Below are 22,801 nucleotides of genomic sequence, written 5' to 3' on the forward strand. Positions count from 1 at the left end.
TGGAGGCCTAAATGAAGATCGTTATGTTGGGAGCACCTGGTGCCGGAAAAGGCACACAGGCAATAAAGATTGCAGATAAGTATGGTATTCCACATATTTCAACCGGAGACATTTTCAGAGCTAACATCAAAGGCGGTACCGAGCTTGGAATGAAGGCAAAGTCTTACATGGATAAGGGTGAGCTTGTTCCTGATGAAGTTACCATCGGTATGCTTCTTGACAGAATTGCTCAGGATGACTGTAAGGATGGATATGTACTTGATGGTTTCCCACGTACTATTCCACAGGCAGAGAGTCTTACAAAGGCACTTGCTGAAAAAGGTGATAAGATTGATTGCGCTATGGATATAGAGGTTCCTGATGAGGCTATAGTTAAGCGTATGTCAGGAAGAAGAGCATGTCCTAAGTGCGGAGCGACATATCACATTGTCTATGCTGCTCCTAAGACAGAGAATGTCTGTGACAAATGCGGATCGGAATTGATCATTCGTTCCGACGATAAGCCTGAGACAGTTCAGGATCGTCTCAATGTTTATCATAAGCAGACAGAACCACTTATTTCTTATTATAAGAACGCCGATGTACTTCGCGAGGTCGACGGTACAAAGGAGCTTCAGGAAGTATTTAATGATGTGGTTGCGATTCTTGAAAATAAATAAATGTAACACTTTGAGGGTATGATTCGGTCCTCACGGTGATGAGAACCGGGTGGTATCCCCTTTTCTAAGTTTTTGAGTCGGAAAGAAGTTATAAATGATAGAAATCAAATCAAAGCGAGAAATCGAATTGATGCGTGAGGCAGGAAAGATTCTTGCTGAAATGCATGAAAGAGTTGGTGAGAAGATCGCTCCCGGTATCAGTACCGGAGAACTTGATGAGTTTGCGGAGAAGACAATGCGCAAGCTTGGCGGGTTCCCAAGTATGAAGGGGCTTTATGATTTTCCCGGATGCTGCTGTATATCATTAAATGAAGTTGTCATTCACGGTATTCCTGATCGCCATCGTATTTTGAAAGACGGTGATATAGTTTCTGTAGATACATGTACGAGCTATCATGGCTACAACGCAGATGCCACCAGAACATGGGCTGTGGGTGATGTTTCCGATGATGCAAAGAAGATCATGAAAGTCTGCTATGATGCATTCTGGAAAGGTGCGGAGCAGGCAGTGGAAGGAAATCATTTGAATGATATCTGTGCCACGATCGGAAGATATGTAGAGTCTCAGGGCTGCGGTGTCATAACCGATTATTGCGGCCATGGTATAGGATCTGAGATTCACATGGATCCGGAGGTTCCAAACTACGATCTTCGCAGAAAGGGACCGAAATTGTGTGCAGGCATGGTTCTTGCGGTTGAGCCGATGATAACATTGGGTTCACCGGATGTGCACACAGGCGCTGACGGATGGGCGGTTATCCCTGACGATGGCAGCTTATCATGCCACTATGAGAATACGATTCTTATTACAGAGAATGGACCTGAGATCCTTACTCTGATTAAGTAAATAAGAAGAAAATGATTAAAATAATGAAGAGGAGAACTGAATGTCAAAGTCAGATGTAATTGAGATTACCGGTAAAGTGATCGAAAAACTTCCGAATGCAATGTTTCAGGTTGAGCTTGAGAATGGCCATCAGGTGCTTGCACATATTTCCGGAAAGCTTCGTATGAATTACATTAGAATTCTTCCGGGTGACAAGGTGACGATTGAACTTTCACCGTATGACCTTTCAAAGGGCAGAATCATCTGGAGAGACAAATAATGCTGTAAAAATCATTCTTACATTAGTTGAAAAAAGTCTTTACAAGTAAAGATGCTTTTGTTAGAATAATACGGCAACTTTGTTCGAATTCGTTATTAGAAAGGGGAATTACTATGAAGGTAAGATCATCAGTAAAGCCTATCTGCGAGAAATGCAAAGTCATTAAGCGTAAAGGCTCTATCAGAATTATCTGCGAAAACCCTAAGCACAAGCAGAGACAAGGTTAATTTTAACAGGAGGAAACAAAAATGGCTCGTATTGCAGGTGTCGATTTACCTAGAGAGAAGCGTATCGAGATTGGTCTGACATATATCTATGGTATCGGACAGTCTTCAGCTGATAAGATTCTCAAGGCAACAGGCGTTAACCCTGATACACGTGTTAAGGATCTCACTGACGATGAAGTAAAGGTACTCGCAAACTATATTGCAGAGAACCAGGTAGTAGAGGGTGATCTCAGAAGATCAACAGCTCTTGATATCAAGAGACTTCAGGAGATCGGATGCTTCCGTGGAATCCGTCACAGAAGAGGTCTTCCGGTTAGAGGTCAGAAGACAAAGACCAATGCCAGAACACGTAAGGGACCACGTAAGACTGTAGCTAACAAGAAGAAGTAATTAACTTCATCTTGAAGGTAAGAAAGTCCGGATCAGGAATGATCCATCTGATTTTAAATCAGAAGTAACTATTGTGATCTTCATGTTTTAAATACAGGAAGACAGTTAAAGGAAAGTAGGTTAGTTTTAATATGGCTTCAGGTAAGAGAATAACAAAGAAGCGCGTAAAGAAAAACGTTGAACGCGGACAGGCACATATTCAGGCATCTTTCAACAACACTATCGTTACACTGACAGATGCAGAGGGTAACGCTCTTTCATGGGCAAGTGCCGGTGGTCTTGGATTCAAAGGTTCAAGAAAATCTACTCCATATGCAGCTCAGATGGCTGCTGAAACTGCTGTTAAGGCAGCTTTAGTACACGGCTTAAAGTATGTGGATGTTAGTGTTAAGGGACCAGGATCAGGACGTGAGGCAGCTATTCGTGCACTTCAGGCAAATGGTCTTGAGGTAACATCTATCAAGGATGTAACACCAGTTCCACACAACGGATGCCGTCCACCAAAGCGCAGAAGAGTATAATCTTTTTTTGGATTAGCTTAACGCAAAACTTAAAAGACATAGGCCGTAGTATGTATAAAATAACGGCAAATCTGTCCGAAGAAGTCTTAGGATGTAAAGGACGTATCACGTAATTTTTCATGATATTAATAAGGAGAGAGAATTATGGCAGTTGATAAAACTCCCGTACTTAAAAGATGCAGGTCACTTGGACTTGACCCTGTATTTTTAGGAATTGATAAGAAGTCAAACAGACAGCTCAGAAATCCTCGTCGTAAGATGTCAGAGTATGGCACTCAGCTTCGTGAGAAGCAGAAGGCTAAGTTCATTTACGGCGTACTTGAGAAGCCTTTCAGAAACTACTATGCAAAGGCTAACAAGATGAAGGGCCAGACAGGTACAAACCTTATGGTACTTCTTGAGTCTCGTCTTGATAACGTTATCTTCAGAATGGGTCTTGCACGTACTCGTCGTGAGGCACGTCAGATCGTTGGTCACAGACTCATTACTGTAAACGGTAAGGTTGTAAACATTCCTTCATACCTTGTATCAGCAGGTGATGTAGTTGCTGTTAAGGAGAACAAGAAGTCTCTTCAGAGATTTAAGGATATCCTTGAGGTAACAAACGGTCGTTTAACACCGGCTTGGCTTGATGCAGATCAGGAGAACTTAAAGGCTACTGTAAAGCAGCTTCCTACTAGAGAGGAAATCGACGTTCCGGTTAACGAGATGCTTATCGTCGAGTTGTATTCAAAATAATTAGCCTGCAATAAAGGAGGCATTGCATGTTCGATTTTGAGAAACCAAACATTGAGATTGTTGAGATTTCAGATGATAAGAAGTACGGCAGATTTGTTTGTGAGCCTTTGGAAAGAGGCTATGGAACAACTCTTGGCAATGCTTTGAAACGCATCATGCTTTCTGCATTACCTGGTACTGCGGTATCTCAGGTGAAAATCAACGGCGCAGACAAGGATAGTGATACTATTCGTGGTGTCAAGGATTCCCTGACTGAGGTTATCATGAACCTCAAGAGTCTTGAAATTAAGAACACATCGTCCTCCGATGACCCGAAGATTTTATATCTTAACTTTGATGGTGAGGGTGTTGTTACAGCATCCGATATCCAGCTTACAGAAGATATTGAGATTCTTAATCCGGATCAGAAGATTGCTGCTACTGATGGTACAGCGAACTTCGAGATGGAGATAACTGTTACTTCGGGCAGAGGCTATGTTGGTGCAGACAGATCAAAGACATCTGACCTTCCAACAGGAGTGATCGATGTTGACGCAATCTATACACCAGTTGAACGTGTAAATATGTCTATAAGCAATACTCGTGTCGGCAACATGACTGACTATGACAAGCTTACTATTGATGTATTTACAAACGGAACTATGAGTCCGGACGATGCTGTATCTGATGCAGCAAAGTTCCTTTCAGAGCATTTGTCTTTCTTTGTTGAGCTCTCACAGAACACTCAGAATGCTGAGGTTATGGTTGAGAAGCCTGATGACGAGAAGGAGAAAGTGCTGGAGATGAATATTGACGAACTTGAGTTATCAGTTCGTTCATATAACTGCCTTAAGAGAGCCGGAATTAATACGGTTCAGGAGCTTTGTGCAAAGACTCCTGAGGACATGATGAAGGTTCGTAACCTTGGTCGTAAGTCTCTTGAGGAAGTACTTGCAAAACTTAAGGAATTAAATCTTAGCCTTACAATCAGAGAAGAGTAATCTTCTCTGATTGTATGTAATCTGTGAAAGGCCACAGACGCTGAGAAGTATTTACCGGTAAGACTAAAAAGCACGGTGGAGGATTATAAAAATGGCAAAATACAGAAAGTTAGGTAGAGAGTCAAGACAGAGACAGGCTATGCTTCGTGCTCTTACAACATCTCTTATTCATAACGGAAGAATTTTTACAACTGAGGCACGCGCTAAGGAAGTTCGTAAGCAGGTTGAGAAGCTTATCGCTCTTGCAGTTAAGGAGAAGGACAACTTCGAGGAAGTAACTGTAAAGGCTAAGGTTGCTCGTAAGGATGCTGAGGGCAAGCGTGTTAAGGAAGTTGTAGACGGTAAGAAGGTTACAGTTTATGACGAAGTTGAGAAGACAATCAAGAAGGACAAGCCTTCAAGACTTGCTGCTCGTCGTCAGATCCTTGCATACCTTTACCCTGTAACTGAGGTTCCAACTGCTAAGGCTGGTCAGAAGAAGAATACCAAGAAGGTAGATCTTGCTGCTAAGCTTTTCGATGAGTACGGTGCTAAGTATGCTACACGTAACGGTGGTTATACACGTATCGTTAAGGTTGGCCTTAGAAAGGGCGACGCTGCAATGGAAGTTCTTCTTGAGCTGGTTTAATCAGATCTGGAACGCCAAAGCGTTATGAGAAATTAAGAGAATCATCCTCGTGATGGTTCTCTTTTTTTGTGATAAGGCTGTCTCGCGTGCGTTGTACTTGTACAAAAAGATTATACATATTAAAGGATTTGTAATTCAAATGCTCAGGTACATAAGCTATACTTATTTTATATAGGACTGTGTATAAACAGGAGAGGGTTATGAGTTATAAAAAAACTTTAAATGCTGCCATATTCATGCTTGTACTGACGATATTGGTCATGAGTTTATCCGGTATTTCCTTCGCGGGAGATACCAGCGTAAGAATCAGTTCGGTCCGTATAACAGTATCGGATTATTTAAAGACTTTGGAACTGGACGGTAATGATCAGATTCCGTCTCTGTCGGAAAGTGATTTTTCGGTTCCTGATAATAATCAGTATGAAATCAGTAAAGTGACATGGTTAGGCAATGATACACTCAATATCGGAGGTACACCCAATGTGGAGGTGTATCTTACATCATTGGAAAAGGAACGTTCAAACGACTATTATACTTACTACTATTTTAGCGGCACCTACGACAGTACAAATGTGCATGTAAACGGAGGTAATTTTGTATCTGCGCGAACAGAGGGAAACTATGCCCTGAGAGTTGTAATATCTCTTAAAGGTTTAAAGGGGACATATCAGTCTCCTTCAGCACCTGTATGGAGTAATTCAACTTTGGGACTAGCCATGTGGACAGCTCCCTCCAATACATCAGGATACTACAAGGTGAGTCTGTATAGGGACGGCGTTAAGGCTGCGAATCTGATAACAGACCAGACAGCTCTTAATCTTTATCCCTATATGACTAATACCGGTTCATATAGCTTTGAGGTTTCCACAATTCCATATACAGCATTACAGAAAAACGGAAAAGAGTCATCTGCAGTTATATCTTCAAATCTTAATATAAATGCCGGGGAAACATCAGACGGAAGCGGACAGTATACTGATTCAAAATATCTTTTGTACAGCAACAATGATTTAAACGGATCACAGATTGCTGCAGGATCTTCAGGATCCACTGCAGCTATAAATGATTACAATACAGGGTCTGCATATACTGTTTATAATTCAAACAATGGTCAGACAACTGTTTTACCCGGTTATGAAAACGGTGCCTCATCAAGCGGAACAGTTACAACAAATTCAGGATCATATACAACCGGAAGCTGGTTCAAAGAAGGCAATTACTGGTATTTTAAGACAAGCAACGGTTCAGTGGTATGCGACGGATGGCTGATGTGGAAAAATGCATATTATCGCTTTGACTCTGAAGGTAAGATGCTGACCGGCTTTTATCATAAGGATGATTACTGTACCTACTATCTATCAAACAGCGGAGCCATGAAGACCGGCTGGGTCCTTATTAACAACACCTGGTATTACATGAATCCTCAGGCAGGAGAGTATTATGGACTCATGTATAGAAACTCAGTTGTGAACATCGGAGATAAAAGCTATTACTTTGATGCAGATGGTAAGATGAGAACCGGCTGGGTAATAATTAGATATGATAGCGGTATTGATCAGTATTATTACTTCTATCCCAAGACTGCAGAAAACGGAAATAATTACGGACATATGGCAAAGGGGACGACCATACTTGACGGTCTTACTATTGCTGCTGACGGACACTGGGTACGCTGATTTGAGGTATAAAATATACCAATTCAGTTATCGGAAAAATAATCATTAATTGAAGATAATAAAAATAGAAACAAGCTTGAATTAAGTACAGCTAAGGTATATGTATATAGGGCAGACCCAGAGGTCTGCCCTTGTATTTTGCAGTCAATTCAAATATACTAAATCAGATTGACAACTATTTAAATTGAAAAAGTTGACTTTAATCTGCTTAGAACTAAAGCATCATATAAACCGGGAGAAAAAAGTGAAAATCATAGAAGCGATACATTTGGCATATGATTATATACGTACTGACGAAAACGACAAAGTAGTAGAGAAAAACCGTGCATTGAACGACGTAAATCTGTCTATAGAAGAAGGAAGTTTTGTCTGTGTATTAGGACACAACGGATCCGGAAAATCCACCCTTGCAAAGCTTATAAATGGTCTTAACCTGCCTTCAGAAGGTACCATGCTGGTAAGTTCCAGGGATACTAAAAACGAGAAGGAATTATGGGATATAAGAAAAGAAACCGGTATGGTTTTTCAGAATCCGGACAACCAGATCATTGCATCTGTTGTTGAGGAGGATGTAGGTTTCGGCCCTGAAAACATAGGAATCCCAACAGGAGAAATCTGGGAAAGGGTCAACAAAGCTCTGAAGGCAGTAGGTATGGAGGCGTATCGAATGAAGTCTCCGAACAGACTCAGCGGAGGACAAAAGCAGAGAGTGGCCATAGCAGGGACCATGGCCATGATACCCAAAACCATAGTTCTTGATGAACCTACAGCCATGCTGGACCCAAGCGGTCGTGCAGAGGTCATTAAGACAGTTAAAGAATTAAATAAGACCCAGGGCGTGACGATAATTCTTATTACACATTACATGGAAGAAACAGTAGATGCCGATCGTATCATCGTTATGGATAAGGGCAAGATGGTCATGGATGGGTCACCGAAAGAGGTTTTTAAAAATGTTAAAGCTCTTAAGGAAATAAGAATGGATGTTCCTGAGGTTACTGAGCTTGCATGGATCCTTAAAAATGAAGGTATGCCTGTCCCTGACGCTGTTCTCACAAGAGAGGAACTGGTTACATATCTTCAGAAGTGCCTCCCTAAGCAAGTGGATTTTCAGCCTGATTTTGTAAAGAAAAATCCAAAACATATGGAAATAACAGATCCTGTGATGCGTATTCGTAACCTGAGTCATGTTTATCAAAAGGGGACTGCCATGGAGAGCTATGCCCTTAAGGATGTCTCCTTTGATATTCAGAGGGGCTCTGTGGTTGGTTTTATAGGACATACAGGATCCGGCAAGTCAACATTGACACAGCACCTTAACGGGCTTATAAAGGCCACAGAAGGTACTATAGAGGTGAATTTTCGTGACAATACAGCGCTTTTAAAAAGCAATGTAAAGTCAGGAAAAAAATCTGATACAGGAAGCACTTCTTTCCGGGGAGGAAAGCTCATTTCAGATATGTCAGAGAGCATAAAGATGAATCCTGACAATACATGTAATGAAGGAGCAGATAAATCGAAAAATATCGCTGTTTACAGACAGAGTCCTCTTCATGAAGAAAATGAAAAGGGAACAGGATTTATCAATATATACAGCGAAAATCTGGATATGAAGCAGCTGAGGTTTAAGGTCGGTCTTGTTTTTCAGTATCCGGAATATCAGTTGTTCGAAATAGATGTATTGACAGATGTTATGTTCGGCCCTAAAAATCAGGGACTGTCTCAGGAAGAAGCTCAGAAAAGGGCTGAAGAGGCACTCAGTATGGTTGGACTTGGAAAAGAATTCTGGAAAAAATCACCTTTTGAACTAAGCGGAGGCCAGAAGAGGCGAGTTGCTATAGCCGGAGTACTGGCTATGCATCCCGAGGTACTCATTCTTGATGAGCCGACTGCAGGACTTGATCCTGCCGGAAGAGATGATTTATTCACACAGATAAGATCCCTTCATGATAAGGTTGGAATGACTATAATCCTTGTATCTCATTCAATGGATGATGTAGCAAGATATACAGACCAGGTAATAGTTCTCGATCATGGAGAGCTCAGGATGACCGGTACTCCGGAAGAGATATTCAAGAGATACAAAGAACTGGAGGAAATGGGCCTTGGAGCACCGCAGATGACTTATCTTATCCACGATTTAAAGGATGTAGGTATACGTTTTGAGGACAGACCTGACACGGTTGAAGAAATGGCACATTGCATAGTTGATCTTTGGAAACGTTACAATAAAGAGGAACTCGCGGCAGACAAGGCTTCCGGAAAGGAGGCTCTGTGATGTTCAGAGAAATAACACTAGGACAGTATTATCCTGTAGATTCCATTATTCACAGACTTGACCCCAGAGTTAAGCTTATGGGAACACTGGTTTTTCTTGTTGCGCTGTTTATCGTGAACAGCTGGACCATGTATGGTGCTGCGGCGATTGTGCTTGCCATACTTATAAAGTTAAGTAACGTTCCATTCAAATTCATGACAAAGGGTCTCAAGAGTATAGTTATTCTGCTTTTGATATCAGTCAGCTTTAATCTTTTCCTTACTCCCGGAGAGCCTTTGGTGCAGTTTGGAATCCTGAAGATTTCACGGGAGGGACTTGAAATTGCACTTAAGATGGGAATAAGACTGGTACTTCTGGTTTTAGGCTCATCGCTTATGACATTGACCACAACACCTAATCAGCTTACTGACGGTATGGAAAAGGGACTTGGAGTATTCAAGAAGATAGGAGTTCCGGTGCATGAGATTTCCATGATGATGTCTATAGCCCTTAGATTTATCCCGATTCTTGTTGAAGAAACAGACAAGATAATGAAGGCCCAGCAGGCAAGAGGTGCTGACTTTGAGTCCGGAAATATCATAGAAAGGGCAAAGGCTATGGTCCCGATTCTTGTTCCACTGTTTATCAGCGCATTCAGAAGAGCCAATGACCTTGCCATGGCTATGGAAGCCCGCTGTTATCATGGAGGAGAGGGCAGAACAAAGATGAAGCCTTTGAAATATGCGGCGAGAGACAGGGTAGCATACCTTCTTATGATAATGTATCTGGCTGTGTGTATCGCTTCGAGATTTGTAAATCTTATATAACGAAAAAATGCGATGTAAAAATCATCGCCTGAATGGGGAGCGGATTTTGTGAATAGACGTATAAAACTGACAATTTCATACGACGGCAGTAACTATAAAGGCTGGCAGATACAAAATCCAACCGAAGAAAAACCGGAGGGAGACAGGCCGACTGTTCAGGGAATGCTTACTCTTGCCATAAGGAATCTGATTAAAGGTGAAGAAATTCAACTGATCGGAGCCAGCAGAACCGACAGTGGAGTGCATGCAAAGGGGAATGTTGCTGTATTTGATACAGAGTCATCCATACCTGCGGAGAACTTCCCCTTTGCCATAAACAGCTTTTTGCCGGATGATATCAGAGTTATGAAAGCAGAAGAAGTGGATTTGGACTTTAATCCGAGATTTGTACCGCATAAAAAGACCTATGAATATAAAGTGGATAACAGCCTTATCCAGCTGCCTGTGAACAGACTGTATACATACAATTTCACCTATGGGCTTGACCTCAAAAAGATGAAAAAAGCTGCAGATTATCTTGTTGGAGAACATGATTTTACAAGCTTTGTGAATCCCGACAGTCAGGTTTTTGAACACGGCGGAGATGCTGTAAGAGAGATATACAGTGTCGAAATCCTTGGACAAAAGGAAAGTACGGTAGATAATTACGGTACTGATGAAAAGTCAGAAAATACGGAATTAGGCCATAAAAATACTTCTGTCAGCAGAAGGGTCAAAACTTCGGAAGAGCAATTGATAACAATACGCATAAGCGGAAATGGATTTTTGTATCACATGATACGCATCATAGTAGGTACACTTCTGCAGGTGGGAAACGGAAAAAGAGAGCCGGAAGAAATAAAAGACATTCTGGAGGCCAGGGACAGAACAAAAGCAGGTCCTACAGTGCCTGCAAAGGGACTGTGTCTTGTGGAACTGAATTACCCTTAAAATAGATGAGTGCTTGGATCTGAGGGGCTCGGATCACAAGCACTCCATTTTTATAGGTAAATTCTTCGTGATTAACTAAAATGATAAAGCTATAAGAGGGAAAAAGGAAAACTTGAATATGAAATACGATGGGATTAAAGGGTTCATCTTTGACATGGACGGAACCATGTTCGATACGGAAAGGGTGTATTATAAATTCTGGAAAATTACGGCAGAGGAGCGAGGATTTATCATTACAGATGAAATGATAGATAAGATGAGAGGCGCATCCGTTGAGAATATAGGGGTACTATTCAAAAAGGTCAATCCGGATTTTGATTACATGGAGGAACGTTCTGTCAGAAAGAGACATATCTATGACTATTTAAAGGTGCATGGAATACCAAAAAAAGCTGGACTTGATGAACTTTTTTCATGGCTTAAGAAGAAAAATTACAGGCTTGCTCTTGGTTCTTCCTCAATTAAGGAACAGGTTATGATGTACCTTGATAAAACGGACTATACTGGAAAATTTGACTATATATGCGCCGGAGATATGATAAAAAACGGTAAGCCGGCACCGGATATTTATCTTCATTGTGCTGAAAAGCTGGGTTTAAAGCCAGAAGAGTGCATAGTAGTTGAGGATTCTCCGAATGGAATCAGGGCAGGCTACGCCGCCGGGTGCCGGGTCTTCGGAATTAAGGATATGAGCGAGCTTGATGAGGTTCGGGATATGCTTACGGAAGAGCCGGAGACATTGACAGATATCATAAGAATATTTGAACAAGAGTAGACTTTAAACTGGTGACAAGTAAGAAGGATGCTTGTTCGTTTCTTATTAGAGGGTGCTGAGTAGATATAAACTCTAATGAAGGAATTTTGACTAATGCAGTAATGCATTTAATTAATGTAGGAATACATTTAACTGATGTAGGATATATTTGATCAATGTAGGAATGTATTTGATTAATGCAGGAATATATTTGACTTTGGGGATTTTTTCTGAAGAGCGTTTAGATAGATAGCAGATTGTAAAGAGAAAATAAAATGTTTTCTGTTGTATTGACAGCATTTACGATTCAAAATATAATACATGATGCTGTCTGATAAAAAGGCGTGGTTTCTATGCCTTTAAGACAGGTAACTATTTACAGCAGGGTTCGAAACAGGGCCCGGGCTACATTAAATACTGAAATCAGTCTCAGAGTGGACCACTTGCAAAACTGATAAGTTGTTTCGACGACTTATCATTCGGCCAGCCATAAGCTTTCTGTCAGAAAGCAGGCATATAACCCAATGCAGGCAAGCCGGCAGAAGTTCTGTTTTGGACAGAGACCAGAGTAAGTAGCCTTATAACAGGAGGTTGTTATGAATTCATACGTAGCTACAGCTTCTACTATTGCACAGGACAGAAAGTGGTATGTAGTAGACGCAGAGGGTAAGACACTTGGTCGTCTTGCATCAGAAGTTGCTAAGGTTCTTCGCGGAAAGAACAAGCCAACTTACACACCATTCCTTGATTGCGGAGATTACGTAATCATCGTTAACGCAGAGAAGATCGCTGTTACAGGTAAGAAGCTTGATCAGAAGATTTATCGCACACATTCCAGATATGTTGGTTCAATGCGTGAGACAACTCTTCGCGATCTTAAGGCTAAGAAGCCTGAGAAGGTAATCGAGTATGCTGTTAAGGGTATGCTTCCTCACGGACCATTAGGCAGACAGATGTATAAGAAGCTTTTCGTATACGCTGGCGCAGACCACAAGCACCAGGCACAGAAGCCTGTTGAGCTTACAATCTAAGGGAGGATATCAAAATGGCTACAAACAGAAATTACGGAACAGGTAGAAGAAAGTCTTCTGTTGCAAGAGTTTACATTATGCCTGGAACAGGTAAGATCACAATCAACAAGAGAAGCCTTGACGAGTACTTCGGTCTTGATACACTGAAGCTTATCGTTAATCAGCCACTCGTTCTTACACAGAATGTTGGCAAGCTTGATATTCTTGTTAACGTACATGGTGGTGGTACAACAGGTCAGGCTGGTGCTATCCGTCACGGTATCTCAAGAGCACTTTGCGAGATGGATATCGAGTACAGACCAGTTCTCAAGAAGGCTGGATTCCTTACAAGAGATCCAAGAATGAAGGAGAGAAAGAAGTACGGTCTCAAGTCTGCACGTCGTGCTCCTCAGTTCAGCAAGCGTTGATCAGTTCTCTTCAAGAGAATATTCAAGATCCAATTCCCGGAAGTCAGCTATGGCTTCCGGGCTTTCTATTAGGCATAAAATCAAATTGGCACTTCTGTTGCCGTAAGTATTTTCATTTCATCAAATTGGCACTTCTGTTGCCATAAGTATCTTTATTTCATCAAATTTGTGCGCCTGTTGGCGTGGGTTTCTTAATTATCTTGACCGTAAATCCAGGTTACTTTATATAAAGAGAACAAAAAAGCTCTCCGGTTTTACGGAGAGTTTTTGATTTCAATTATGATTTTTAATAATGTCTTTGACCCACAATCCCACCGGAGTGAGATCGCCATCGGTAAATGGCTGTGATGGTACATAGGAAGTGGAGAACAGGGCTGAGGTTTCGGCCTTGTTAGACAGATTCCATACTGTAAAGCTGATACCGTTATCTTCTAAAAGCTTAAACCATACGGCAGCTGAATCAAAATCAGCATAACCGTTTCCGCTGGCCTCTGAAATACCGCATTCAGATACGAAAACCGGAAGACCTCTGTTATGAGCTTCAATCAGCACATCCTGAAGTTCCTTTTTGTGTGTGGAAACGTAAAAATGAAGAGCATACATTATGTTGTCATAATCAAGGGGGCGATTTGATACTTCCAAAAGCTGCTGTGACCAGAAGGGAGTGCCGACTATAATGACGGACTCGGGACTGTTACTCCTTATGGCAGGAATAATGTTTTCTGAATACTCATAAATATCATTCCATGTAGTAGAACCGTTAGGCTCGTTACAGATCTCATAGATAATATTCGGACAGTCCGGATACTTGGAACTGATATATCTAAAAAATTCGTTGGACTGATTTTCGTATATCTTGGGATTCGAATCATTTAGTATGTGCCAGTCAACAATTACATACATATCATGGTTAATGGCATATTCGATGCCCTTTTCCATAAGCTGAAGGCTCCCGGACGGATTTTGCACATATATTTCTGAGTACATGGCTAGTCTTATGAGATCACAATCCCAGTCGGTAGATAGTTGTTTGAAAAAGTTATCATTAATAAAATCCGGAAACCAGGTAAGACCATGGGTGCTGAGACCTCTCAGCATAACTGCCTTTCCGTTTTTATCAAGCAGCCTGGTACCGTGAACACTTAGTTTTCCGTTGACGGAAGGCCTGGGGTGTGCAAATGTCTCCGATTCAGAGGCTAATGAAATAACACCAGTACACGTACTACCGATCATAAATACTGACAATAAAAGTATCGAAAAAAATCGAATTAATTTAATCATATAATTTTCAATGTTCATGATTGCTGTTTGATGGTTAAGAGCGACTTTATCTTTTACTCCATAGCCATGTCGTACCTCCTTATCACATGATTTTTATATAGCCTTGTTTTGATTTCACAAAAAGCTGTTCAATCTAACTTCGGAAATAAATACCAAAATATAAGAAGGTTCGAAAAATATCATCATGAATTGAAAAGCGATCCATGGCCCGGAATGATTATAACTGGTTTCCCTCAAGCAGAGTCTGCCCGGGAAGTATATCTGTCGGAATCACGATATGCTTATTTGGAACAGGCTCGCCCTTTATGAGATGGAGCAGCTGGTCGCAGGAGCACTGGGCAAGACGCCTGGTATTCTGTTGAACACTTGTGATATTTACGCTTTTGCAGGCGAGGGAGATACCATCGAAACCAATGATGCAGATATCTTCAGGAACCCGTTTGCCCATGCTGATAGCGCCGGTATAAGCTCCCAGGGCCCGCCAGTCACTGATGGCAAAGACACTGTCGAATTCCACCCCCTTAGCTATAAGATAACGTATTGCTTCACGGCTGTCTGAAAAACCGTCCTTTGATGGCTCGACTTCAACGATGTTCTGTGAAGTCAGTTCAATGCCTCCGCGCTTGAATTCATCGAAAAATCCCCTTTGGCGTTCCTCACTTCTGATACTTTTTCTTGTGCTCATGATCATAATGGGTTTCCTGCAATTTTGATTCAGCAACGCCCTCGCGGCCAGACAGCCTGATACATACTGATCACTTTGCACTGTGCAGATATCGTTGGTGGCAGAGGGGGCATCATTACAATCTATCCAGACGTGAGGAATGGAAGGCTTGAGGATATCTTTGATGGAAAGGTAATCGCCACTGATGATAATGATGCCCGAAACGTTGGAATCATAAAGCGCCAGCAAGGTGTCCTTAAGATTGAAGCGGCCTTGTACCATACTGCAGTTTAGTACAGTATATTCATAATCTGCCAGATAGTTGGTTATTTCGCTTAAGAGGCTGGCAAAATAATCCTGGTTGCTTATGCTTGTGATGACGCCTATCTTTTTACGTTTAGTGTCGGCAGTTTTTTCCGGAAACCTGTAATTGTAAGTATTGCAGGCTTCAAGGACCTTTTGTCTGGTGCTTTCCGAGACCTTTGGATCGTTATTAAGAACCCGTGAAATAGTGGCGGTGGATACACCGCATTTCTCGGATATAAACTTAACGGAAACGTTCTTTCTTTTGCTCATTTATATACTCTCTCAATGTTGTATTTTATAATTCATGAAAATTTAGTTTTATTTAATAGGACATTTTTGGCTTTTTTAATATGACATTTGCAGTTCATGAAAAGTGTTTTATACCCTTCGGTGTCTGATTTTTGAATTAAGCGTCCGGTAATCTCTGATAATAGGATAACAAATAAAAATGTAACGTTACATAGGAATAATGCATAAAACTGGGGACAATTATTGTAAATTGTAACGAAATGATGTAAATAAACGAAATAATCGTTGAAAATATACAAATATAAACATAATATGTGCATGTAACAACATGAAATTAATGTAACGTTACACGACGCATCGCTGCATTCCACAATGTGAAACTATGTAACGCGATGCTGAACAGAAAAGAAATATTTATGAATTGTTTTTTTATATAAGAAAGGGGAATTGATGACGACAAAGGGATTTCCTGAAGGGTTTCTATGGGGCGGAGCCACAGCAGCAAACCAGTGTGAAGGCGGTTACGATCAGGGGGGCAGAGGCCTCAGCAGCGTAGACGTGGTTCCTTTCGGACCGGACAGAATGAAGGTGGCAATAGGAGAGCGGAGGATGCTTTCCTGTGAGGAAGGATACAGCTATCCATCCCATGAAGCCATAGATATGTATCATCATTACGAAGAAGATATCAGGCTTTTTGCGGAAATGGGATTCAAGTGCTACAGACTTTCCATTGCATGGACAAGAATCCTTCCTAACGGAGATGATGACACTCCGAATGAAGAAGGACTCAGATTTTATGAAGATATCTTCAAACTCTGCAAAAAGTACAGTATAGAACCTTTGGTAACTATTGACCATTTTGACACACCTATCGCACTTATCGAAAAATACGGTGGTTGGCGTGACAGAAAGATGATAGATGCCTATGTGAAATATTGCGGGGTAATCTTTAACAGATATAAAGACTTGGTCAGATACTGGATCACATTTAATGAGATAAATATGCTGCTCCATATGTCCTTTATGGGAGCGGGAATCGTATTTAATGAGGGAGATGACAGGCAGAGTGTTCTTTACAATGCTGCTCATCATGAACTTCTTGCCAGTGCAAGGGCGGTAAAGCTTGCCCATGAGATCATGCCTGACTGCATGATGGGATGCATGCTTGCGGCAGGCCAGTTCTACCCCTATTCCCCGGATCCGAAGGATATCTGGGACGGTTTTGAGAAGGACAGAGACAACTATTTCTTCATAGATGTTCAGGCCCGCGGAAGTTACCCCGTTTGGGCATGGAAGAGGATGGAGGCCGCAGGAGTAAAGCTGGATCTCCGTGAAGGCGATGAGAAAACACTGGCGGAAGGTACAGTGGATTACATTTCCTTTAGTTACTATGCATCCAGATGCACAACAGCTGATCCTGAGATATTTGCAAAGCATCAGAGACCGGGAAATGCGGTGTTCAAGGCAGTTGTCAATCCGTATCTCAAGAATACAGAATGGGGCTGGCAGATAGATCCCCTTGGACTCAGAGTGACTATCAACACACTTTATGACCGCTATCAGAAGCCTCTGTTTATAGTAGAGAACGGCCTTGGGGCAACTGACAAAGTTGAAGAGGACGGAAGCATTCACGATCCGTATCGCATCGATTATATGCGTCAGCATATTGAAGCTATGAGGGATGCTGTCAATGTTGACGGTATTCCTGTTCTTGGCTACACCTCATGGGGCTGTATCGATCTTGTATCTGCATCGACCGGAGAGATGAAAAAACGCTACGGCATGATCTATGTTGATAAGGATAATGAAGGCAACGGTACTCTTAATAGAATCCGTAAAGACAGTTTTTATTGGTATAAAAAAGTAATTGAAACCAATGGTGCGGATCTCAGCTGGGAAGAATAAGCCGGATCAAGGATTTTTTATATCTTTAAATCGCTGAAGCATTATTGAGAAAGTACTGTGGACAAAGCTTAAAGAAGTAATAATTTTTAGAAGAATATACACAGTATTCTAAATATAAAGAGAGCTTCAAAAATGTAAATAATCTGCCATATAGAGCAGGAATCAATATAAAAAGGGGAGAAATACAATGAATTACAAAGATCTCGCCGCAACGATAATAGAGAATATCGGCGGCAAAGAAAATGTTAATCAGGTAGTGCATTGTGCTACCAGACTGCGCTTCCGTCTCAAGGATGACAGTAAGGCAAATACAGAAGTGCTTAAGAAAACAAACGGAGTACTTTCTGTAATCAATGCAGGAGGCCAGTATCAGATCGTTATCGGACCTGATGTTGCTCAGGTTTACCAGGAGGTTGTGGAGCTTGGCGGATTTGAGGCATTGGCACAGGTTCCTGATGATGAGCCAAAGAAGAATCAGAGCAAGCTGAGTGCGGCTCTTGAATTCGTGGCAAGTATGTTCCAGCCTATCATCCCGCCTATTACAGCCGGCGGTCTTATCAAGGCAATAATGGCACTTCTTGTTACATTGAATTTACTCGATAAGACAACTCAGACCTATGCGCTTCTCAATGCATTTGCCGATGCACCATTCTATTTTCTTCCTATACTTCTGGCATCAAGTACAGCTAAGAGATTTAAGTGCAATCAGTTCATGGCAATGACCCTTGGCGGTATTCTTATTTATCCGTCATTTATCACCATGGTATCTGAGGCAAAGGCAGCAGGTGCAGGAATTGCAATGTTCGGAATTCCTATCACACTTGCAAGCTACAGCTCATCGGTAATTCCTATTATTCTGGGTGTATGGTTCATGTCTTATGTAGAGAAGTTCATGAACAAGGTTTCTCCCAAGGCTATCAAGTTCTTCTCAGTTCCTATGGTTTCACTTGTTGTATCAGGAATTGTGACACTTTCAGTACTTGGACCTATCGGAACATGGGTTGGTAACCTTCTTGCAGCATTCTTTACATGGCTCAATGCTACTGCAGGATGGGCAGTACCTACACTTGTGGGAACATTATCACCGCTCCTTGTTATGACAGGAACACACTACGGACTTATTCCTATCGGTGTAAATAACCTTGCGACAACAGGATTTGATACAGTTGTCGGACCCGGAATGCTTTCATCAAATGTGGCACAGGGTGCAGCAGGTTTCGCAGTTGCTGTTCGTTCAAAGAATAAGCAGACCAAGGAACTTGCAGCTTCAGCAGGTCTTACCGGAGTACTCGGTATCACAGAGCCTGTACTTTACGGAATCAACCTTAAATTCGTTTATCCGCTGGTAGGAGCAATGATCGGTGGTTGTGCAGGCGGATTATATATGGGTGTCACAGGTACAGGAAGATTTGCGGCAGGTTCACCGGGACTTCTTGTTCTTCCTGGATATATCGGCGGTGAAGGCATGACAAACTTTACCAATGCCTGCATCGGAACAGCAGTGGCTGCAGTGGTATCATTTATCGCAACCTATATACTTTTCGGAATCTATGCCCGTCAGGGTAAGCTTGATTCTGAAGAGACAGGAATCGTAACACCACAGAATGAAACAGTTCTGGAAGCACATAAAGACACAGACATCGTTTCAGTAGCAGATGGAAAGATTCTTGATAAGGAAGAAATCAAGGATGATATGTTTAAGGAAGAGGCTATGGGCCAGACTATAGGCGTAGAGCCTGCAAATGGCATCATCGTAAGCCCTGCAAACGGAACACTTGAAATGGTGTATGAGACAGGACACGCATTTGCAGTCAGAACTTCAAATGGAAGAGGACTGCTGGTTCATATCGGAATCAATACCGTTGAGCTCAAGGGAAAAGGCTTCACACCGCTCAAGAAGCAGGGAGAAGCTGTTAAGGCCGGAGAACCTGTTATAAAGGTGGATTTAAACGAAGTAAAACATTCAGGATATTCGATGCAAACATTTACGGTAGTGACAGAGGCAGAAGATGGCGATGAGATAACATTTACAGCATCAGGAAATGTTACAAAGGGCCAGACCATCAATGCATAAGCAGTAAATACCCGGAAACTTAGGGGGTATAATCCGAAATACACTTAAAAAACATGGAAATGGAGCCGGATTTACATCATGCCGTGATGGCTATCTGTATGGTTTTGAGGGAATAAAAGAAATCAAAATCATTTTACAAATAAAGAAGACCGATTAGCGTATTTGAAAAGCACGCTAATCGGTCGTTTTTTAGTATAAGAGATAGAAAATTATAATGTAAAAAATATTATAGAGAGGTAAAAATTTTATGAAAAGGTAAAATGCACAAAAATGCAGGGCACAATTCGGTTAAAAATACGAGGAGATTGATAAGGTACTAAATATGTAAAAAATATGTGTAAATTTAAGAAAAAGCGCTTAAAAATGAGTCTATAGTGGAGAAAAGGAAAGTGTAAAAAACAGAAAAGGAGGTGTGAGTATTTGAAAAAACGAAAAATAAGCAGTCCGGTACATGCAGTATGAAGAAGTTCTGAAAGTCTCAAAAACAGAATATATGTTTTGTAAAAATGCAGATATTTTGTGCTGTAAAAAAGGAAAGCGTAAGAAGCCGCGAAATTCCGTGACCGGGACAAAATTTACAAAGCAGATAATTTGTAAAATGATGAGATAATGACCAGAACAGAATGAAAATTCAGTAATGGAATTTTGGAAAGTATAATTTTTCTCTTCTCGTAGAAAACAGAAGAAAATGAGATAATTTAATAGTGAAATAAGGGGGTAAAATTTGACAGGATTTTCAAGTGATGGGTAAAGAGATGGTTTATGAAGTGAAGGACTGAAGAATTACAGATCGATTTTTGGGGCTTTAATAGGGCAAAAACTCGAAAAAAGCGATTAAACCGCATAAATACGTGATTTTTTAAATTAAGAGGATAAAGACTGAAAAAAACGAAATAATTGAAACGAAGAATTTAAAGAATAAGAAGATACCTTGATGAAATCCGGAATTTCGCGCCATTAAAACATGATTTAGTCCGGAAATAAGTTTCATTCCTCAAAAATATTAAGAAGTGCCAGATTATAATAAAATTTAATAATTAATCAAGGCTAAGTGAAACGCTGTGGGAGAGCAGAAGCCGATTAGAAAAACTGAAATCTTATGTAATAATCCGTTATGAAAAGGTTTTAAAGGTAATAAATAGTGTATGTTAAAAAATAACACTGTCAGAGGTGGAAAAACACATAAATAATGACATGAAAAAACCATTCCTTAGGAAGAGATGGATTTAACGGAGATGTTTTCTGAATATTGATATAAAAGATGATAATGGAATTAACAGGAAAAACGGATTTAAGAAATATTGGAATTTCAAGGATCTATCGTATGTACGGTTATGGAATATATTGAGGATATGAAACGAAATGTAGCTGTAATGGATATAATTCTTGTGAATAAAGTGAACGAAAAATGCCCCAAAGAAAGTAGATTTAATCAGAGAACAGAAGTGAAGGATATATAACTATAAATAAATAATAAAATGCATAAAGAGGGAAATTGTACTAAAAAAATACCGGAAGATGGTAAAATGTAAGTAGAGATATAAGGCGTTGAAAATCCTATTATTAAGTACATACTTCTTGCAAAACAGGAAATAACACATGCAGCATAAATTTTGAAAATGGACGTGATTTTCTAAAATTTATTTGAAAGTCTCAAGATGGCTGGTCTGGGGAAGTCTCTAATATAAACGAAAAAAGAGACAAATACTTAAATTATATAGCTATTAGGATAAAATTAATAAATATTATTTGGTTAAAGCGTAATATTGGTAAGACTTCGGATTTTTACTATGCATGAAGAAAAATTCATTGAATCCTGTAAAGCTATGGATTTTAAAGGTGTATAACCCGGTAAGGAGAGGATATTTACTTTTACGGCAATTAATACCATTTACTATTTTGAACTCACAGCAGGCTGTTAAATGAAGACATGGTTAAATAGATAATTATGCATTCAGAAAAAATATAAAACCTTAATTTTGCCATAGAGAAAAGAAGCAGGCTGATTATATAGTAAATTCAAGAAATTCTAACTTTAACGTGGGAGATAAATTTGAATACTAATCCCATAAAACAAATTGAACAGGATAGAATAGGGAGAATCTATAGTCACTAAAAGAATTAACCGTATGGCGATTTTTGAAGCATAAAAATTATATAGTATTCATAGCTTTAAAGCTTAAATAGAAACATAGGATACATAATTATCGGGATAAGCGGCTAAAAATGATGAAAATTGTGGGTGAAAACCACCGGCTGTATAAACATCCTGTTTAAGGATTTTTTGATCTGAAATAGGTAAAATTTGAAAAAATGAGAAATTATTTCCATTTTTGTGCAAACGTATATTTACTTTAATTGCATGAAAATGGTGCCTCAGGGCAGCGTGGATACAAAAATCCCTTAAGTTGAACGGAAAAGAATGGGATTATGTTCGGGTAAAGAACTTTTAAGAGCTAAAAATAGAAATAATTTGAATTAATGTCCCTTGAATGCTTTGAATTATCAAAAGCTATAGCTTTTGATATATACGTTTATAATTAACATCCGGTAAAACGGTATAGAATTAAAGGGTGTTGATGGAAACTTTATCTGAAGCAGGAATACAAAAAATCGGATGGCGGAAAATACGGAAAATAAAGATATTTTAAGTGTGTGCTCATGTGAAATAATTATATTCAAAAGCTGTTCTATGTTCTTTTTGGGGATAAGAATAGATGATTTAAAAATGTGCGAAATATTAGCTTTCAGAATGATGTAAGCCGGGTCCCGAATGTTTCAGGATATGCTCCGAAGTTCCGGGGAAATATATATAAAGGATATAAATAGTGTTAAAAAACTGTGGAAAAAGCATTTGCTGCCGGTGATGTATTATGGACGAAAAAAATATATTATTAAGCGTCAATGCCTTGATTGGAGCAATTTTTCACTGATTATTATGTGATTTTTGATTATGCCCTGACTTCGAAGGGGCAGTATTCCGGAGTAATTGTGTAAAACTATGTGGATAAACGGCATGAAAATGTGGATAAATCATCTTTGATAAGCAGAGAAAAACAAGGACCAAAAACCGGGAAAAGAACAGGCAAAATTAAAGGAATAAAACACTGAATCCCAAAAGAATCACCCTGGAATTATTAAAGACAGCTGAATGTTTATCAGAGGAAATATTACTTTAAATACAGTTACGT

20 protein-coding genes are annotated in these 22,801 nt (G+C 40.2%); 18 read left to right on the forward strand and 2 right to left on the reverse strand.

The genetic code is table 11. The annotated features are described in order from the left end of the window. Positions 1-11 precede the first annotated feature (11 nt). The 16 genes from T515_RS04265 to rpsI all read left to right on the forward strand — a co-directional run bounded on the left by T515_RS04265 (position 12) and on the right by rpsI (position 13,131). Positions 12-659 carry an adenylate kinase gene (locus T515_RS04265; RefSeq protein ID WP_036607951.1) on the forward strand — a complete coding sequence of 216 codons (648 nt, stop codon included), beginning with the start codon at positions 12-14 and terminating at the stop codon, positions 657-659. Between the two features lie 94 nt (positions 660-753). Further along, positions 754-1,506 (forward strand): type I methionyl aminopeptidase, encoded by a 753-nt coding sequence (gene map / locus T515_RS04270; RefSeq protein ID WP_036607954.1) that lies wholly within the window; start codon positions 754-756, stop codon positions 1,504-1,506. Positions 1,507-1,546: 40 nt separating this feature from the next. Further along, positions 1,547-1,765, forward strand: a complete 219-nt coding sequence (gene infA, locus T515_RS04275; RefSeq protein ID WP_007157657.1) for a translation initiation factor IF-1 — start codon at positions 1,547-1,549, stop codon at positions 1,763-1,765. A gap of 113 nt (positions 1,766-1,878) precedes the next feature. After that, positions 1,879-1,992, forward strand: a complete 114-nt coding sequence (gene rpmJ / locus T515_RS17015; protein WP_003022746.1) for a 50S ribosomal protein L36 — start codon at positions 1,879-1,881, stop codon at positions 1,990-1,992. A 21-nt stretch (positions 1,993-2,013) separates the two neighbouring features. Then, positions 2,014-2,382, forward strand: a complete 369-nt coding sequence (rpsM, locus tag T515_RS04280) for a 30S ribosomal protein S13 (protein ID WP_036607957.1) — start codon at positions 2,014-2,016, stop codon at positions 2,380-2,382. Between the two features lie 131 nt (positions 2,383-2,513). Continuing rightward, complete coding sequence (rpsK, locus tag T515_RS04285; protein WP_036607960.1) at positions 2,514-2,903, forward strand: 30S ribosomal protein S11; 390 nt, start codon at positions 2,514-2,516, stop codon at positions 2,901-2,903. 144 nt (positions 2,904-3,047) lie between these two features. Further along, positions 3,048-3,641, forward strand: coding sequence for a 30S ribosomal protein S4 (rpsD, locus tag T515_RS04290; protein WP_036607961.1), 594 nt, complete (start codon positions 3,048-3,050; stop codon positions 3,639-3,641). 26 nt (positions 3,642-3,667) lie between these two features. Beyond that, positions 3,668-4,621 (forward strand): DNA-directed RNA polymerase subunit alpha, encoded by a 954-nt coding sequence (locus tag T515_RS04295; RefSeq protein ID WP_036607963.1) that lies wholly within the window; start codon positions 3,668-3,670, stop codon positions 4,619-4,621. A 91-nt stretch (positions 4,622-4,712) separates the two neighbouring features. Further along, on the forward strand, positions 4,713-5,249 hold the full coding sequence (locus tag T515_RS04300) for a bL17 family ribosomal protein (RefSeq protein WP_036607965.1): 537 nt from the start codon (positions 4,713-4,715) through the stop codon (positions 5,247-5,249). Between the two features lie 200 nt (positions 5,250-5,449). Then, positions 5,450-6,925 carry a hypothetical protein gene (locus T515_RS18175; protein WP_036607967.1) on the forward strand — a complete coding sequence of 492 codons (1,476 nt, stop codon included), beginning with the start codon at positions 5,450-5,452 and terminating at the stop codon, positions 6,923-6,925. A gap of 244 nt (positions 6,926-7,169) precedes the next feature. Beyond that, on the forward strand, positions 7,170-9,203 hold the full coding sequence (locus T515_RS16395; RefSeq protein ID WP_051671417.1) for an energy-coupling factor transporter ATPase: 2,034 nt from the start codon (positions 7,170-7,172) through the stop codon (positions 9,201-9,203). Continuing rightward, positions 9,203-10,009 carry an energy-coupling factor transporter transmembrane component T family protein gene (locus T515_RS04315; protein ID WP_036607969.1) on the forward strand — a complete coding sequence of 269 codons (807 nt, stop codon included), beginning with the start codon at positions 9,203-9,205 and terminating at the stop codon, positions 10,007-10,009. The genes T515_RS16395 and T515_RS04315 overlap by 1 nt, the downstream gene beginning before the upstream one ends. 48 nt (positions 10,010-10,057) lie before the next feature. Next, positions 10,058-10,939: a tRNA pseudouridine synthase A gene (locus T515_RS04320; protein WP_036607971.1), complete on the forward strand. Its 882-nt coding sequence runs from the start codon at positions 10,058-10,060 to the stop codon at positions 10,937-10,939. Between the two features lie 118 nt (positions 10,940-11,057). Beyond that, the gene (locus T515_RS04325) at positions 11,058-11,714 is read left to right on the forward strand and encodes an HAD family hydrolase (protein ID WP_036607974.1); all 657 of its coding nucleotides are present in this window, start codon (positions 11,058-11,060) and stop codon (positions 11,712-11,714) included. Between the two features lie 575 nt (positions 11,715-12,289). Further along, on the forward strand, positions 12,290-12,724 hold the full coding sequence (gene rplM, locus T515_RS04330) for a 50S ribosomal protein L13 (protein WP_036607976.1): 435 nt from the start codon (positions 12,290-12,292) through the stop codon (positions 12,722-12,724). A 14-nt stretch (positions 12,725-12,738) separates the two neighbouring features. Continuing rightward, on the forward strand, positions 12,739-13,131 hold the full coding sequence (rpsI, locus tag T515_RS04335; protein ID WP_036607980.1) for a 30S ribosomal protein S9: 393 nt from the start codon (positions 12,739-12,741) through the stop codon (positions 13,129-13,131). A gap of 273 nt (positions 13,132-13,404) precedes the next feature. Here rpsI and T515_RS04340 read toward each other — a convergent pair whose 3' ends face one another. Both T515_RS04340 and T515_RS04345 read right to left on the reverse strand, forming a co-directional pair. Then, positions 13,405-14,364, reverse strand: coding sequence for a glycoside hydrolase family 5 protein (locus tag T515_RS04340; protein ID WP_197026390.1), 960 nt, complete (start codon positions 14,362-14,364; stop codon positions 13,405-13,407). A 265-nt stretch (positions 14,365-14,629) separates the two neighbouring features. After that, positions 14,630-15,652, reverse strand: coding sequence for a LacI family DNA-binding transcriptional regulator (locus T515_RS04345; protein ID WP_036607983.1), 1,023 nt, complete (start codon positions 15,650-15,652; stop codon positions 14,630-14,632). 429 nt (positions 15,653-16,081) lie between these two features. On the opposite strand from T515_RS04345, the gene T515_RS04350 reads away from it, so the two are divergent. Further along, positions 16,082-17,536: a 6-phospho-beta-glucosidase gene (locus T515_RS04350; protein WP_036607986.1), complete on the forward strand. Its 1,455-nt coding sequence runs from the start codon at positions 16,082-16,084 to the stop codon at positions 17,534-17,536. Between the two features lie 187 nt (positions 17,537-17,723). After that, positions 17,724-19,610, forward strand: coding sequence for a beta-glucoside-specific PTS transporter subunit IIABC (locus T515_RS04355; protein WP_036607988.1), 1,887 nt, complete (start codon positions 17,724-17,726; stop codon positions 19,608-19,610). The last annotated feature ends 3,191 nt before the right edge of the window (positions 19,611-22,801 follow it).

Origin of the sequence: Oribacterium sp. P6A1 (genome assembly GCF_000702885.1) — a bacterium.
Classification (GTDB): domain Bacteria; phylum Bacillota; class Clostridia; order Lachnospirales; family Lachnospiraceae; genus Oribacterium.